The organism is Janthinobacterium sp. NKUCC08_JDC (assembly GCF_019345575.1).
In the GTDB taxonomy this organism is placed as follows: Bacteria; Pseudomonadota; Gammaproteobacteria; order Burkholderiales; family Burkholderiaceae_D; genus Janthinobacterium; species Janthinobacterium aestuarii.
Window position 1 is genome coordinate 200,312 of sequence record NZ_JAHKQW010000004.1, and the last position, 15,707, is coordinate 216,018.

14 protein-coding genes are annotated in these 15,707 nt (G+C 63.6%); 4 read left to right on the forward strand and 10 right to left on the reverse strand.

Features of this window, described 5'->3' with window-relative positions; all coding sequences use genetic code 11:
* Window positions 1–113: 113 nt before the first annotated feature.
* Window positions 114–1,991, reverse strand: a complete 1,878-nt coding sequence (locus KO538_RS13235; protein WP_034753579.1) for a potassium transporter Kup — start codon at window positions 1,989–1,991, stop codon at window positions 114–116.
* A 238-nt stretch (window positions 1,992–2,229) separates the two neighbouring features.
* On the opposite strand from KO538_RS13235, the gene rarD reads away from it, so the two are divergent.
* On the forward strand, window positions 2,230–3,114 hold the full coding sequence (gene rarD / locus KO538_RS13240) for an EamA family transporter RarD (RefSeq protein ID WP_219328558.1): 885 nt from the start codon (window positions 2,230–2,232) through the stop codon (window positions 3,112–3,114).
* An 87-nt stretch (window positions 3,115–3,201) separates the two neighbouring features.
* Window positions 3,202–4,869 (forward strand): energy-dependent translational throttle protein EttA, encoded by a 1,668-nt coding sequence (gene ettA / locus KO538_RS13245; RefSeq protein WP_034752850.1) that lies wholly within the window; start codon window positions 3,202–3,204, stop codon window positions 4,867–4,869.
* Between the two features lie 72 nt (window positions 4,870–4,941).
* Here the strand turns inward: ettA and KO538_RS13250 are convergent, their stop codons facing one another.
* Window positions 4,942–5,523: a porin family protein gene (locus KO538_RS13250; protein ID WP_219328559.1), complete on the reverse strand. Its 582-nt coding sequence runs from the start codon at window positions 5,521–5,523 to the stop codon at window positions 4,942–4,944.
* Between the two features lie 235 nt (window positions 5,524–5,758).
* On the opposite strand from KO538_RS13250, the gene KO538_RS13255 reads away from it, so the two are divergent.
* The gene (locus tag KO538_RS13255) at window positions 5,759–6,340 is read left to right on the forward strand and encodes a molybdopterin-dependent oxidoreductase (protein ID WP_219328560.1); all 582 of its coding nucleotides are present in this window, start codon (window positions 5,759–5,761) and stop codon (window positions 6,338–6,340) included.
* Between the two features lie 15 nt (window positions 6,341–6,355).
* On the opposite strand, the gene KO538_RS13260 is transcribed toward KO538_RS13255, so the two are convergent.
* On the reverse strand, window positions 6,356–6,718 hold the full coding sequence (locus KO538_RS13260; protein ID WP_034752842.1) for a hypothetical protein: 363 nt from the start codon (window positions 6,716–6,718) through the stop codon (window positions 6,356–6,358).
* Between the two features lie 267 nt (window positions 6,719–6,985).
* On the opposite strand from KO538_RS13260, the gene KO538_RS13265 reads away from it, so the two are divergent.
* A complete protein-coding gene (locus tag KO538_RS13265; protein WP_219328561.1) occupies window positions 6,986–8,440 on the forward strand; it encodes a sensor domain-containing diguanylate cyclase in 1,455 nt (484 codons plus the stop codon).
* 1 nt (window position 8,441) lies between these two features.
* On the opposite strand, the gene KO538_RS13270 is transcribed toward KO538_RS13265, so the two are convergent.
* The 7 genes from KO538_RS13270 to KO538_RS13300 form a co-directional block, all read right to left on the reverse strand.
* Window positions 8,442–9,284 (reverse strand): Rossmann-like and DUF2520 domain-containing protein, encoded by an 843-nt coding sequence (locus KO538_RS13270; RefSeq protein ID WP_219328562.1) that lies wholly within the window; start codon window positions 9,282–9,284, stop codon window positions 8,442–8,444.
* Window positions 9,285–9,293: 9 nt separating this feature from the next.
* Complete coding sequence (locus tag KO538_RS13275) at window positions 9,294–9,881, reverse strand: DUF924 family protein (protein ID WP_219328679.1); 588 nt, start codon at window positions 9,879–9,881, stop codon at window positions 9,294–9,296.
* 16 nt (window positions 9,882–9,897) lie between these two features.
* On the reverse strand, window positions 9,898–10,638 hold the full coding sequence (locus tag KO538_RS13280; RefSeq protein ID WP_034752834.1) for an MgtC/SapB family protein: 741 nt from the start codon (window positions 10,636–10,638) through the stop codon (window positions 9,898–9,900).
* Window positions 10,639–10,887, reverse strand: coding sequence for a hypothetical protein (locus tag KO538_RS13285; RefSeq protein ID WP_034752831.1), 249 nt, complete (start codon window positions 10,885–10,887; stop codon window positions 10,639–10,641). It abuts the gene before it with no gap.
* Window positions 10,887–12,698, reverse strand: coding sequence for an aminopeptidase P family protein (locus tag KO538_RS13290; RefSeq protein ID WP_219328563.1), 1,812 nt, complete (start codon window positions 12,696–12,698; stop codon window positions 10,887–10,889). The genes KO538_RS13285 and KO538_RS13290 overlap by 1 nt, the downstream gene beginning before the upstream one ends.
* A 110-nt stretch (window positions 12,699–12,808) precedes the next feature.
* Complete coding sequence (locus tag KO538_RS13295; RefSeq protein ID WP_219328564.1) at window positions 12,809–14,857, reverse strand: DUF4132 domain-containing protein; 2,049 nt, start codon at window positions 14,855–14,857, stop codon at window positions 12,809–12,811.
* Window positions 14,844–15,542, reverse strand: coding sequence for a Crp/Fnr family transcriptional regulator (locus KO538_RS13300; RefSeq protein WP_034752824.1), 699 nt, complete (start codon window positions 15,540–15,542; stop codon window positions 14,844–14,846). Before KO538_RS13300 ends, KO538_RS13295 begins: the two co-directional genes overlap by 14 nt.
* Window positions 15,543–15,707: the final 165 nt, after the last annotated feature.

The window sequence follows — 15,707 nt, forward strand, 5'->3', positions numbered from 1 at the left end:
AGCAGCAGTTTAACAGGAGTCGCGCAGCCAATTTGTAAGCAGACGTAAGCGCGGCGGAAGATTACGCAACAATACAACATTGCCAAAATAACCATTCCGCCCCATTGTCACGTCTAGATTTCCACCTGCGTGCCCAGTTCGATCACCCGGTTGCTCGGGATCTGATAGTAGTCGGCCGCCGTGCGCGCATTGCGCGACATGGTGACGAACAGGTGCTCGCGCCATGGCATCATGCCGGCGCCCGGCGTCGAAATGATGGTCTGGCGCGCGATGAAGAACGACGTTTCCATCATCTCGAAATCCAGTCCCTGCTGCGCGCACTGGGCCAGCGCGGACGGAATGTCCGGTTCATCCTTGAAGCCGTAATGCACATTGACCTGGTAGCACTGGTGGCCCAGGTCCACCACGCGCACGCGCTCCGATGGCGCCACCCACGGCTCTTCATGCATGAAGACGGTGAGGAAAATGACGCGCTCATGCAACACCTTGTTGTGCAGCAAGTTATGCAGCAGCGCATGCGGCACGCCATCCGTTTCGCCGCGCAGGAAGATGGCCGTGCCCGGCACGCGCAGCGGCGGCGCGATGAACAGCGACGAAAGGAAATCGTCGAGCGGAATCGCATGCTTTTCCAGATTCTGGAACACCAGCTGGCGGCCGCGCTTCCAGGTCAGCATGACGATGAACAAAATCGAGCCCAGCAGCAGCGGGAACCAGCCGCCATGGAACAGTTTCAGGGCAGTTGCCGACACCAGGTTGACGTCGATGATCAGGAAAAAGCCCGTGGCGGCCCAGCACAGGGCCAGGTTCATCTTCCAGCGGTAGCGGATGACGAAGAACGTCAGGATCGTGGTCGACAGCATGGTGGCCGTGACGGCGATACCGTAGGCGGCGGCCAGGTTTTCCGAAGAACCGAAGCCGATGACGGCCAGCAGCACCACGGCCAGTTGCAGCCAGTTCACGGCGGGGATGTAGATCTGCCCGATTTCGCTTTCCGACGTGTGGCGCACGCGCATGCGCGGCAAGAAGCCCAGCGCGATCGCCTGCTTGGTCATCGAGAAGGTGCCGGAAATGGTTGCCTGCGAGGCGATCACGGTGGCCATGGTCGACAGGATCACCAGCGGGTACACGCTCCACGCGCCCAGTTGCTGGTAAAACGGATTCGTGACGGCTTCCGGATGCGCGAGCAGCAAGCCGCCCTGCCCCAGGTAATTCAGCGCCAGCGCGGGAAAGGCGATCAGGAACCAGGCCAGGCGGATCGGCTTCTTGCCGAAGTGGCCCATGTCGGCGTACAGCGCCTCGGCGCCCGTCAGCGCCAGCACCACGGCGCCCAGGGCAACGAAGGCAACGAAGCCGTTATTCATCAGGAAGGTCGCCGCGTGCAGGGGATTGAGCGCGGCCAGGATGGCTGGCGACTTGATGATGTTGACCACGCCCATGCCGGCCAGCGCGGCAAACCACAGCACCATGATGGGGGCAAAATAACGGCCGATGCCGGCCGTGCCGTGCGATTGCACCGAGTACAGCGCCACCAGCACGACAATCGTCAGCGGTACCACGTACGGACTGAAGGCGGGCGTGGCCACTTCCAGGCCTTCGATGGCCGACAGCACGGAAATGGCCGGCGTGATCACGCTGTCGCCATAGAACAGCGTGGCGCCGAAGACGCCGATCACCATCAGCGGGAAATGCCAGCGCGACAGGCGGCTGACGGACGACAGCACCAATGCCATCAGGGCCATGATGCCGCCCTCGCCGCGGTTATCGGCGCGCAGCACCAGGGTCACGTACTTGAGCGAGACGATCAGGGTCAGGCCCCAGAAGATCAGCGAGACGATGCCCAGCAAGTTCTCGGGCGACAGCATCAGGCCGTGGGCCGGGTCGAAGACGGTCTTCAAGGTGTACAGCGGACTGGTACCGATATCGCCGTAAACGATGCCGACGGCCGCCAGGGTCAGGCCAGCCAGGCCGCTTTTTTTATGTTCCGACGTCAAGATTGCACCCGTTTTTGTTTTGTTGCATCGCACAATATGATAGGTATTAGCAAATAGCAAGAGTATTTTTGCATGGTTCCGCAGCTGCCCCAAAGTCGTGGTTTTGTGCCGCTCCGCCTTGCTGCGCGGGCTTGCGGCCATTGATTTGTTGCCATTCTACGCCTCGCCAGCGGCGCCGGGCAGCCCCCGATGTTTTCAGCCATAATGACAGACTGTCTACTCTCCTGCGAAGCCCATCATGAATCCAGGCATGTTGTACGCCTCCCTCGCCTTCCTGTGCTGGGGCCTGTTCCCCTTGTACTTTCATGCCATCGGCGAGATCGCGCCGCAGGAGATCCTGGCGCACCGCATGGTCTGGTCGCTATTGTTCCTCGGTATCGTGCTGACCGTGCGCCGGCAGTGGAGCTGGCTGGGCAGCCTGAAAGCGCAACCCAGGGTCGTGGCCAGTTTCGTCGCCAGTGCGTTTTTGCTCTCGGCCAACTGGTTCATCTATATCTGGGCCGTCAACAACGGCCACGTGGTCGACGCCAGCCTCGGCTACTTCATTACGCCCCTGATCAATGTCATGCTGGGCTTTCTGCTGCTGCACGAACGCCTGCGCCGCCTGCAGTGGCTGGCCATCGGCCTGGCCGCCTGCGGCGTGGCCTGGCTCACCTGGCAGGCGGGGCAAGTGCCCTGGATCGCCCTGCTGCTGGCGGCCTCGTTCGGCGGCTATGGCTTGCTGCGCAAAACGGCCGCGCTGGGCGCGCTGGAAGGCCTGTCGTTCGAAACATTGATTCTGTTCCCCCTGGCGCTGGCCTACATGCTGTGGCTGGCCTGGCATGGCCAGAGCGGCTTCGTCAATACAGATTCCACCGCCACGCGCGCGCTGCTGCTGGCGTCCGGCCCCATCACGGCCATTCCCCTGCTGCTGTTTGCCGCCGGCGCACGCCGCCTGCCGCTGGCCGTGCTGGGGCTATTGCAATACATCGCGCCCACGGGCCAGCTCCTGATCGGCGTGTGGGTCTTCCATGAATCGTTCACGCCCGAGCGCATGCTGGGCTTCCTCGTCATCTGGACGGCGCTGGGCCTGTATGCGGCCGAAGGCCTGTGGAGCAGCCGCCGCGCGCGCGTGGCCGCCTGACCGGCCCGTTCCGTCAGCGCACAGCGCTGGCCGGAAGCGGGCGTTTACCGTATCCTGTCCGTCTTTGTATATCACCCGAGATTTCTAATGGCAAATTACGTCTACACCATGAATCGCGTGGGCAAAATCGTCCCGCCCAAGCGCCAGATTCTGAAAGATATTTCCCTCTCCTTCTTCCCAGGCGCGAAGATCGGCGTGCTGGGCCTGAACGGCTCCGGCAAATCGACCCTGCTGAAAATCATGGCAGGCATCGACACCGACATCCAGGGCGAAGCCGTGCCGATGCCGGGCCTGAACATCGGCTATCTGCCGCAGGAACCGCAGCTGGACCCGGCAAAAACCGTGCGCCAGGAAGTGGAATCGGGCCTGGGCGAAGTGTTTGAAGCGCAAGCCAAGCTGGAAGCCGTGTACGCCGCATATGCCGAGGAAGACGCCGATTTCGACGCCCTGGCCACGGAACAGGCACGCCTGGAAGCGATCATCTCGACTTCCGACGGCGGCAATTTGAATCTGCAGCTGGAAATGGCCGCCGACGCACTGCGCCTGCCGCCATGGGACGCCACCATCGGCGTGCTGTCCGGCGGTGAAAAGCGCCGTGTGGCGCTGTGCAAGCTGCTGCTGTCGAAACCCGACATGCTGCTGCTCGACGAACCGACCAACCATCTGGACGCGGAATCGGTCGACTGGCTGGAACAATTCCTGCTGCGCTTCCCCGGCACCGTGGTGGCCATCACCCATGACCGCTACTTCCTCGACAACGCGGCAGAGTGGATTCTGGAGCTGGACCGCGGCCACGGCATTCCATGGAAGGGTAACTACTCGACCTGGCTGGACCAGAAGCAAGCCCGCCTGAAGCAGGAAGAGGCAACGGAATCGGCGCGCCAGAAAGCGCTGCAGAAGGAATTGGAATGGTCGCGCCAGAACCCGAAAGCGCGCCAGGCCAAATCGAAAGCCCGCCTGGCCCGCTTCAACGAGCTGTCCGAGCACGAATACCAGAAGCGCAACGAAACGCAGGAAATCTTCATTCCCGTGGCAGAACGCCTGGGCAATGAAGTCATCGAGTTCAAGAACGTGTCGAAAGCGTTCGGCGACCGCTTGCTGATCGATAACCTGAGCTTCACCGTGCCGCCAGGCGCCATCGTCGGCATCATCGGCCCCAACGGCGCCGGTAAATCGACCCTGTTCAAGATGATCACCGGCAAGGAAACGCCGGACAGCGGCGAAGTGGCCATCGGCCAGACGGCGCGCGTGTCCATCGTCGACCAGAACCGCGATAGTCTCGCTGACAACAAATCCGTGTTCGAAGACGTGTCCGGCGGCGCCGACATGCTGACCGTGGGCCGCTTCGAAATGCCGTCGCGCGCCTACCTGGGCCGCTTCAACTTCAAGGGCTCGGACCAGCAAAAGCAAGTGGGCAACCTGTCCGGCGGTGAACGCGGCCGTCTGCACCTGGCGAAAACCCTCTTAATGGGCGGCAACGTCCTGCTGCTCGATGAACCGTCGAACGATCTGGACGTGGAAACCTTGCGCGCGCTGGAAGACGCCCTGCTGGAATTTGCCGGCAGCGTCATGGTCATTTCCCATGACCGCTGGTTCCTCGACCGTATCGCCACGCACATCCTGGCGTTCGAAGGCAACTCGCAAGTCACCTTCTTCGACGGCAACTATCAAGAGTACGAAGCCGACAAGAAGAAACGCCTGGGCGAAGAAGGCGCGAAGCCAAAACGTATCCGCTACAAGCCTTTGACCACGTAATTTCGGTCTGGCCATGCAAAAAGGCAGTTACCTCGTGGTAACTGCCTTTTTTTTCAGCAAACTTCCAGGTGATTAGAAGTTGTAGCGTGCGCCTAAAGCGAGGCCGGTAGCCTTGCGGCCCTGGTCGGCGCTCTTGCCGAAGTGTTCCACTTCCGCCGTCAGCGAGACTTTCTCGTTGATCGCGTACTGGGCGCCGACGGAAGCGTACACGCCCGTCTTGTCGTTGCCGCTGATGCCGGTCGACAGGCCCGTGCCGCTCAAGCTATTCTTGACCTTGGCCACGCCAAGCTTGCCAAACACGCCGACCTTGTCGGTCACGGGCATGGTGGCCTTGCCGGCCAGGTAGTAGCCGTGCGAATCGCTTTTCACGGAACCGTTGCCGGCGCCGGTGACATAGCTGTAATCCTTGCTGCCGAAATCGGCATAGCCACCTTCGACCGCCCAGGTCTTATCGAAATCGTAACCGGCGAAGATCTTGGCGCCAGCCTTGTAGCCGCTGTGATTATCGGCGCTGGTGGCGCCAGGAATGTCGAAGTTATAACGGTTTCTCGTGACGCCGGCACCCACATAGGCGCCCTCGGCGTGTGCGGCGCTCATGCCGGTCAGTGCGGTAACGGAAGCGATCATTGCAAACAGGATTTTCTTCTTCATCATGTTCTCTCTCTTAATTGGTGGATGTTCCTAGATTCATGCCTGGATTCGCAGTTCAGCGAAGTGCGATGAGGACACAATAACAGCCGAAAAAAGCTACGTCTTTCACCATTCCGTAAGAACTGTGACAAGATGTAAGCCGAGATTCCAAACTGACAATAACCGTAAAATGCGCACCGTTGAGCGAACTTAAGATAGACTTAAGGACATTATCGATTTTCAGTCAGAGGAGAAGTGCATGCATAAACGCCAGTTTCTCGCCGCCGCCATGGCCGGCGCGGCCCTGCCCGCCATCACCCGGGCGGCGCCCGCCAGCCTGCGCGGCCCGGCCTTGCTGACCATCACGGGCAGCATCGACAAGCCGAACCGCGGTCCGTTCGACGCCGTGCGCGACCAGATGATGCACAAGCAAAAGATCAGTTTTGAGCGGGCGCGGGCATTCGACTTTGCGGCGCTGGCGAACTTGCCGGCGCGCACAATCCACCCCACCCTGGAATACGACGGCAAGGCGCATGCCCTGCGCGGACCATTGCTGGTCGATGTATTGAAGGCGGCGGGTGCCCCCGAGGAAGGTGAGATTCGCTTGCTGCTGCGCGCCGTCGATGGCTATGCGGCGGCGCTGACCATGGCGCAGGCGCGCGCGCAGCGTTTTATTGTCGCCACCCACCTGGACGGGCAGGCGATGGCGCTGGGCGGGCTGGGGCCGCTATGGGCGATCCACGATGCGGACCGCATCGCGGCCGTGGCGGCGCTGCCCCTGACCGAACGTTTTGCCAGCTGCCCTTGGGCGCTGTATCACATCGGCGTGGAGACAGGCTGACGCGGTTGAGGCAGATTAAGCGTAGGCTTCCGCCATCGACATCACCCGTGGGGAGATCGTGATGCCATGCTCTTCGAACAGCGCCGTGATGGCCGCCACGTTCTGCGTGCACTCCTCGGTTTTCCAGCCCTTGAAGATATCCGTGCCATCCTTCTGGAAATGCAGGTCCAGCACTTTGCCCCCATCCTTGTGCAGGTAGGGCGAGCTATAGGTGTTCTCGAAGCCCAACGCCTTCAATTGCCCCAGCAAGGCTGATGGCGGATGGTCGGGATCGGTGGCGAGAAAAATGCCGAAGGTCTTGCCAGGCGGCTTGGCGGCGATGTCGACCTCGTAGATGCCGGGGGCCTTGCTGACGGACGTACTCTTTAAAAATAACATGCAACACTCCCTGCGCGTAATATCCTGCGCCTGAAACGGGCGGCAAGACAGGGGCGGTGCGCAATGATTCCCCTCATCAAATCTTATTGCTAATTGGCATCTTTGTCGACAAATCGGCACTTTTATTTGGTAAGTCGTGGTTATCTTGTCGCGTTCGCCAGGGTAAATTATCAATAAAACCAGTTATCATTGCGCCAATACCTGCCCTGCTGCATACTTTTGGCTTGCGTCACGATAGCCTTCCCGCCGGCCACTCCCCCCGTCTCCATGCGTCTTCTGTCGATCAAATACCGCCTGCTCATCCTCCTGACCCTGATCCTGGGGGCGGGCTTCATGGCGACCAGCCTGGCCAGCTACCTGGCCTCGCGCCAAGCCATCGAACACGGCATCGCCGACCAGACCCTGCCGCTGACGGGCGACAATATTTATTCGGAAATCCAAAAGGACATGCTGCGCCCCGTCTTCATCTCGTCGCTAATGGCGCACGACACCTTCGTGCGCGACTGGATACTGGCCGGCGAAAACAAGCCGGAACAGATCGTGCGCTACCTGGCCGAGGTCAAGAAGAAATACGGTGCCATCACCAGCTTTCTCGTCTCGGACAAGAGCAGCAAATATTATTACGCGGAAGGCACCTTGAAATCCATCAGCCCGCAAGAGACGCGCGACATCTGGTACTACCGCGTGCGCGCCATGGACAAGACCGATTATGAAACGAACGTCGATATCGACATGGCCAACCGCGACAGCATGACCATCTTCATCAACCACCGCGTGGTTGACTACGACGGCCGGTTCATCGGCGCCACCGGCATCGGCCTGACCCTGGACACCATGAGCCACATCATCGACCGCTATCAGGCGCGCTTCCACCGCAACATCTATTTTGTCGATGCCGCCGGCACGCTGGTATTGGCGGGCAAGACCATGCGCAACGGGCGCGGCAACATCCGCAGCCTGCCCGGCGTGCGCGCCATTGCCGGGCAGATCATCAACCACCGCAGCGAACCGACGCATCTGTCGTACCAGCTGGGCCGCGCGGAAATCCTCGTCAATTCGCGTTTCATTCCCGAACTGGGCTGGTACCTGGTGGTCGAGCAGAATGTCAGCGACGAAGTCCAGTCGCTGCAGCGCGTGTTCATCTTCAACCTGGCCATCAGCTTTGGCGTCACCCTGCTGGTACTGGGGCTGACCTTGCTGACGGTGAACCGCTACCAGCGCCGCATCGAGCGCATCGCCTCCACGGATGCGCTGACCGGGCTATTGAACCGCCAATCGCTGGAATTGCTGTTCCAGCGCGCCATGCTCCTGTCCAGACGCAACGAGCAGCCGATGTCGGCCATCCTCTTCGACATCGATTTCTTCAAGCGCGTCAACGATACCCACGGCCACCTGTGGGGCGACAAGGTCATCCGTGGCGTGGCCGACGTGGCGCGCGCCACCGTGCGCGAAAGCGACGTCATCACGCGCTGGGGCGGCGAGGAATATTTGGTACTGCTGAATAACTGCAGCCTGGCGCAAGCGGCGGAAGTGGCGGAAAACCTGCGCGCCGCCATCGAAGGCCACGATTTCGGCCTGCCCGCGCCGCAGCTACCCGTAACGATCAGCCTGGGCGTGGCCGAGTACCGGCCGGAGGAAAGCGAATCGGCCTTCTTTTCACGTGCCGACAGCGCCTTGTACCAGGCCAAGCATCACGGCCGCAACGGCGTGCACGCGGCCTGAGTCATCCACCGCGCTTGCGCCTGGCCAGGTCCTGCGTGGGCGCCACCAGCGCCCGGTACAGCTCGCCCGTGGTGGCATCCCAGCTTTGCACGGCCAGCTGCTGGCGTTGCACGGTGGCCGAATCACCGCGTGCGATGGGGCCGGACAGCGCCGGCGCGGCGCCCAGGCGGAATACATTGGCCACCGCTTCCGTCACCAGCGGCTGCGCCAGTTCGCGCGCCACCGGCTCGGGAATGCCGGCCGCCTGATACGCGCGCAAGGCCGCGTCGAGCACCGTCACCAGGTAATTGCTGGCGAAGACGGCGGCGGCGTGATACAGGGTCTTGGCGGCCGGATCGATGGGCACGGGGCGCGCGCCGATGGCATTCAAGGCCGGCGTGAGGAAGGCCAGCGCCAGCGGGTCGCCTTCGACGCCGCAAAACGTGCCGTCAAAGGTGGCGGCCACCTGTGCCGGGTCGGCAAAGCTGCGGATCGGGTGGGCGCTGGCGACGAACGCGCCGGCCTGCGTGGCCGCCAGCAGCACGTCCGAGGCCAGCGCGCCGCTGCAGTGAAACACGATGGCGCCCGCCTGGCGTCCCTCGGCCACCAGCGCCGCGCATGCCGGGCCGATCTGGTCGTCGGAGACGGCCAGCATGGTGACGTCGGCGTGGCGCAAGGCAGCATAGCTGTCGACGGGCGTACCGGCGCCGATGAAAGCGACGGCCGCTTGCGCCGAGGCCATCGACCGCGTCAGCACATCCTGCACGAGGATTTTTCCACCATGCGTCCCCTCGGTTTGCGCAAACAGCCTGCCCAGCACGCGGCCCACGTGGCCGGCGCCGATGATATTGAGTGTGACGTTCATGATGATTTTCTAAAAGCTCGATCCCGGCTGGCGCAAAAATTCCAGCTCTTGCGGCGTGGACGCGCGGCCGAGGATGGCGTTACGGTGCGGGAAGCGGCCAAAGCGGGCGATGACTTCCTGGTGGCGCTCGGCGTAGTCGAGCATGCCGTCAAAACCGGGCTGCGCCTGCGACAGCAGCTGGAACAGCTCGACGGCGCGCGCCTGCATGGCCAGGTCTTCCGCGTGTTCGAACGGCAGGTAGGCAAAAGCGCGCAGCATCGGCGGCAGTTGTCCATCCTGCCCCGCTTGCGTCAAGGCGATGGCCAGCGCCAGCGCCTGAGCGTCGCCGGCAAAGGCGCGCGGCGTGCCGCGATACACATTGCGCGTGAACTGGTCGAGCACGATGAGGCGCGCCAGCGCGCCGTGCGGCGTCGCATCCCATTCGCGCAGGCCGCCGTCGATGGCGGTATCGATCAGCGCGCCGAAACGCGCGCGTATCTGCGCGTCGAAAGCATCATCCTTGCGGAACCATTCCGCGCGCGATTGGCCATAGTATGGGTTATCCGGCGGCAGGAACCAGAAATCGAGTACCTCTTGGGCCTGTGCATCCATGTCCATCCTCTCAGCATCCATGTCAATTGCGGGCATGCGACAGCTGGAAGCCGGCGATGCCTTCGAAGGCGGCCAGTTCGGCCGACATGGCCGACAGGCTGGCGCCCGTGTTCTTGCCATGCGCGATGGCGACAAAGCGCCATTCCTGCATGCCTTCGTTGCTGCCGATGGTCAGCGAGCCGCCGGCAATGTCGTAGCCGCGCTTGGCGGCCATGCGCCGCAGCGCATCTTCACGGGGAATGAATCCTTGCTTGAAGCGCATGGTGATGGCCACGGCGTGGCGCGACGGCAGCCAGTTCTCCAATTTTGACAGAAAAATCATCGCCATCGCGCACAAAAAGGCCAGGCCCATGGCCGACAGATAAAAGCCGATGCCGACCATGATGCCGATCACGGACGAAGCCCAGATCGACGCGGCCGTCGTCAGGCCGCTGATATTGAACCCCTCGCGCATGATGACGCCGGCGCCGAGGAAACCCACGCCCGTGACGATGCCCTGGATCACGCGCGTGGGGTCGCTGCCGACGATGGCGCCATGGCCGCCGTACCAGAACTCGGGATAGCCGCCCAGCACCGTCAGCGCCGCCGAGGCCATGCAGACAAGGCTGTAGGTGCGCATGCCCGCCGCGCGCCCGTGATACGAACGCTCGTAACCCACCAGCAAGCCCAGCAGCAGCGCGCCCAGCAGGTTCAGCAGGATCACGCCATTCGTCGCCAGCTCGGCCGGCGACCAGTAGGCGCGCAGGAAGTCGATGGTCGGCATTTAGGGCTTTTTCGTCAGCTGCTTTTCAAACGCCACATCAAGCTTGCTGACGCGGCGCGCCTTTTGCGGTCCCAGACCATTGACGAAGGCGACAAAGGCATCGAGTTCCAGCGGCGGGCACAAAGGCGGCAAGCCGGGGCCTTCGGTGAGGAAAAACAGTTCATCGCCCGTGCGCGCCATCGTGTAGAGGCGGTTGCCGGTGCGTTCCTTGAGCCGTTCGATGGCGGAGGTGGCGCGGGTCGAGCGCATCAGATGGCTCCCGTGCGCTGTTCCAGCCACGCCAGCGCACCGCCAGCCAAGTGCGGCGCCAGGCGCGCGCGCACGGTGGCGTGATAGTCGTTGAGCCAGGCCGCCTCGTCATCGCGCAACAGCGAGCGTTCCACGCAGCGCGTGTCGATCGGGCACAGGGTCAAGGTCTCAAAACGCAGGAATTCGCCGAACTGCGTCGTTTCCGCAGGAACGTTGAGGACCAGGTTCTCGATGCGGATGCCCCACTGGCCAGGGCGGTAGATGCCCGGTTCGATGGACGTGATCATGCCCGCTTCCATGGCCGTCTGCGGCTCCGGCATGGTGGACTGCGAAATCGATTGCGGTCCTTCATGCACGTTGAGGAAAAATCCCACGCCGTGGCCCGTGCCATGGCCAAAGTCGATGCCTTCGGCCCACAGCGGTGCGCGCGCAATCGAGTCAAGCATGGGCGACTTCACGCCGCGCGGGAACTGCGCGCGCGACAGGGCGATCATGCTGCGCAAGACCAGGGTGAAATCGCGCTTGTGCTCGGCCGTGATCGTGCCGACGGGGACGACGCGCGTGATGTCCGTCGTGCCGCCCCAATACTGGCCGCCCGAGTCGATCAGCAGCAAGCCGTCGCCTTCGATGGTGGCGGCCGAATCCGCATGCGCGTGGTAATGCATGATGGCGCCATGCGCATTGAAGCCGGCGATGGTGCCGAAGCTGGGGCTGACAAAACCGGCGCGGCGGGCGCGGGCGGCCGTCAGGTGCTCGTCGACGCCGATTTCCGTCATCGGCGCGCGCTGCGGGTCGGCCAGGGTAGCGTCCAGCCAGCTGAAAAATTCGCACAGGGCGGCGCCGTCCTGCTCCATGGCGGCGCGCACGTGGGCCGTTTCGCCGTCCGTCTTGCGCGACTTGGCCAAGGTGGTCGGATTGATGGCTTCCACCACGCGCACGCCCTCGGCCACGGCCTGGCGCGTGCCGAACGTGATGCGGCGCGGATCGAGCAGCAAGGTGGCGCCGGCCGGCAAGGCGGCCAGTGCGGCGGCTGTGCGGTCATACGCGCCCACGTCCACGCCCTCGCTCTCCAGGGTGGCGCGCAGGGCGGCCGGCAGCTTGCCTTCGGCGACGAACAGCGTGGCGCGCTCCGGTCCCACCAGCGCATGCGCGAGGAAGACGGGGTTGTAATTGACGTCGGCGCCGCGCAGGTTGAACAGGTAGGCGATATCGTCGAGGGTGGAAATCACATGGTGGCTGGCGCCGTGGACGGTCATGCTGGCGCGCAGGGCCGCCAGTTTTTGCGTACGCGACAGCGACGGATAGGCGGCCGCATGCTCAACGACGGGCGCGGCGGGCATGGCCGGACGATCGGGCCAGACGGCTTGCAGCACGTCGGTGTCCGTGCGCAGGGTCACTTGCTCACCCAGCGCCTGCTGCAGCAATCGCGCATTGGCCAGGCCCAGCACGGCGCCGTCGACGGCGACAGTCTGCCCCGGCCGCATGGTCTCGCCCAGCCAGTCGATATACAGCACGCTGGCGCCGGACGGGATTTTCTTGAGGACGATGCCGCTGCCGGCCAGCTCGTCTTCCGCCTGCTCCCAGTAGCGGCCATCGGTCCACACGCCAGCGACATCCTGCGTCACGACCAGGGTGCCGACGGAACCCGTAAAGCCCGACAGCCACTCGCGGCCCTGCCAGCGGGCCGGCAGGTACTCGGACAAATGCGGATCGGCCGATGGCACGATCAGGGCATCGATATGCTGCGCGCGCATGGCGCTGCGCAGCAAGGTCAAACGGGAGGCGGGATTACTGTGAACGGATGTCTGCATGGCGGCGAAAAGGTGCTGTGCTGGGAAGCGATCATGATACTCCGATTGCCGGCAATGCAGTACTCACGCAGCCTCAGGTCCAGGATCAGATCAGGATGCGGGGGTCATCTTCAACGCTTGAGCAGCTGGCCGGCGAGGCCGACGATTTTTTCCAGCAGCGCCTCATCGTGCGGCAGCCAGGGTACGGCGCCCAGCTTGTTCCCCTTCGCAAGCACCTCGGTCGCCACTTCGGCGCCGTCCAGCGTGACCCGGCCGGTGACCAGATGAATCGCATGCCTGCCTACCGTCAGGTGACGCGGTTCGAGCGCCATGCGCCCGGCTTCGATCTGCTGCGCAAATACCTGACGCAGCACGGTGCGCCGCATGCCCGCCATCGGCCCCGGTGCCAGATTGGCCAGGTAAAACAGGCGCTCTTCGCGCTGCGCGCTTTGCTCTTCTTCCACCAGCGCCAGGGCGCTGGCACTGACCAGCAGGTCCACCGCGCGGCACGCTTCCGAATACGCCACCGGCGCCATCGGCATCATCTGCGCGGGCGCCAGCCCGTTTGACGTGCAGGCGCCGCCCGCGCCTGGATACACGCGTCCCCCGAGGCGCAGCAATACGCGCCAGGCGCCGAACTGGCGCGACAAGCCTTCATCGTCATCCAGCCGCCAGCCTTCGCGGCGGGCCAGTCCCAGCAAGGTAGGCAGCGACAACTGGTAGCCGGCAAATGGGGCGCTGCCGTCGCCGGACGGTGCATATATTTCACGATACACCTGGCGCAGCGGCTGGCGCACGCGCCGCTGCGCGAGCAGCGCCTGCCAGGCGGCGCGCTGCTCGCCGCTGCCGTGCAGGGGATGCCACAGGCCGATGTCGCCTTGCTCAGGCAATTGCACTGGCTGCCCCTGCGCATCGATGGCGCCCATCCCGTCGAGCATGAAAGCCTGGCCGTCGCCCGTGCGCCAGACCAGCGCGCGCGCCACTGTCTCGATATCGGCATCGTCGCGCAAGGCGCGCCATTGGTCCAGACCAAACCACACCTCGCTGGCGTAGCCCGCTTCCAGGCGGCGCGCCAGCATGGCCTGGCGCCGCTTGCCCATGGGGCCGGGCATGCCGATCCTCCAGGCGATATCGGGCCGCTCGGCCAGCGCCCGTTCGGCCGGTTTCAGATTGCGTTCCAGCTTCTTGCGGATGCCCGCATGGCGCACCTGCGCCAGCGCCGTGCGCAGGGCCAGCAAGCTTTCGGGCGTGGGGATGGTTTCCACCGCATGGCCCAGCGCCATCGCCAGCGACTGCGATGGCGCGCTTTTTGCCGCGCCGGGCGCCACGCATGCCAAAGGCAGCAAGACGGCGATCACGGGCCGGAACCAGGCATCATCGCGATAGGCGGCGACCCGCGCGGCGCGCGCCAGCACCGGAGAGTCTGCCGTGGCAAAGGCGGCATCGGCTGCATACGGCACGCTGCCGTCATGGATGGCGGCGATATGGCGCGCCGCCTGTTCCAGTATCGTGCGCGCAAAATCGACATACGCCGCATCGTCGGCCAGCACCTCGGCGGGATCCGCCTCGCCGATACTGTCGCGGTTCCAGAAGCTGCTATGGGGCGAGCCGGCCAGCGCCAGCAGGGACGCTTGCGCCAGCTGCGGCAGCAGTGCCAATTCCTGCAAGGTCAATGGCATCGGATAACGGGCGTGGCGCTCCTCCATCAGCTGCGCAAATTGGACAGGGGTGTCGTCACCCGCCAGGCGCGCCAGCAGCCAGGCCTGGTAGGGCCGCTCGGCCCAGCCCGAGGTTTCGCCGAGAATGCGCCGCGCCTGCGCCGCCGTGCCTGCCGGTGCCTCGCCCTGCAGGCAGGCCAGGCAGCCGATGACATACTCCCATTCCCCGTTGTACTCAGCGGCCGCGTCGAGTGCGTCGAGGAACACGGCGCCAGCCAGCTGCGGCGCCAGTCCGGCCTCAGTCACCTGTTCCAGCAGCGTGCGCGCCAGATTCAACCGCGCAATATCATCATGGCCGAAGCGCGCCGCGCGGTGCAACGCCCCCCAGATGGCGCCCAGTTCCTCCGGTGTCCAGTCGTTGAAATCGACCGGCGGCCCCGTGAAACGCGCATGGTCGACGGCAGCACCCTCGAGGCGTGCACGCAGCGCTGCGGCACGGCTGGAGACTTCAGTCTCCATCATCGGCCTCGTAGCGGCGCAAGCCTTCCAGGTCCAGCACGCGGATGCCGCCGTAATCGAGGCGCAATAACCCCTTTTTTTCCAGCACCTGCAAGGCCTGGTTGGCGCGCTGGCGCGAGGAACCGGACAGCAGGCCGATTTCTTCCTGCGACAGTTGCACCAGGGTGTCCACGCTCGGGTACAGATGCGAATGGAACATCGACGCCAGGCAGCGCGCCACACGCGTGTTCAGGTCGAGCAGGCGCTCGTTTTCCATCATGCCGATGAACTGGCCCAGGCGCTCGTTGAGCTGCATCAGCAGGAAGCGCGTGAATGGCAGGCTTGTCTCCAGCAGCCAGTGGAAGGTGCTGGCAGGCAGGCGCGCCACGCGCGTGTCGCGCACGGCGATGGTGTCGTATTTGCGCATCTCGCGCTTGAGCAGCGAACCTTCGCCAAACCAGCTGCCCGGTGACAAGCCCGTAAACGTCATGGCCTTGCCGGAAGCGGAAAAATTATTCATCTTGACCATGCCGCTGATGACGCCGATCCAGTTGTCCACCGGCTCGCCCTTGCGGCAGACAAAGCCGCCTTTCGGCACGAAAGTCTCGAACACATCGGCCTCGACCCGGGCCATTTGCACGGGGTCGAGCAATTGCGCCCAGTGGGCCGCGCGCACGGCATCCTTGAGGCTGATATCAGGATTGATCATTGTGCGATGCACCATCGAAAAGTGGGTAAATGTCCCCGAAAAGACAACTTGGCAAACTAACGCAAGCTACTATCATTGCACAAACGCCTTACACATAAAAAACACAGAGCGCCATCCAACGAGGTGGGGCCTGAGACAAGCAACAGGGAGACACTGGTGCAAACG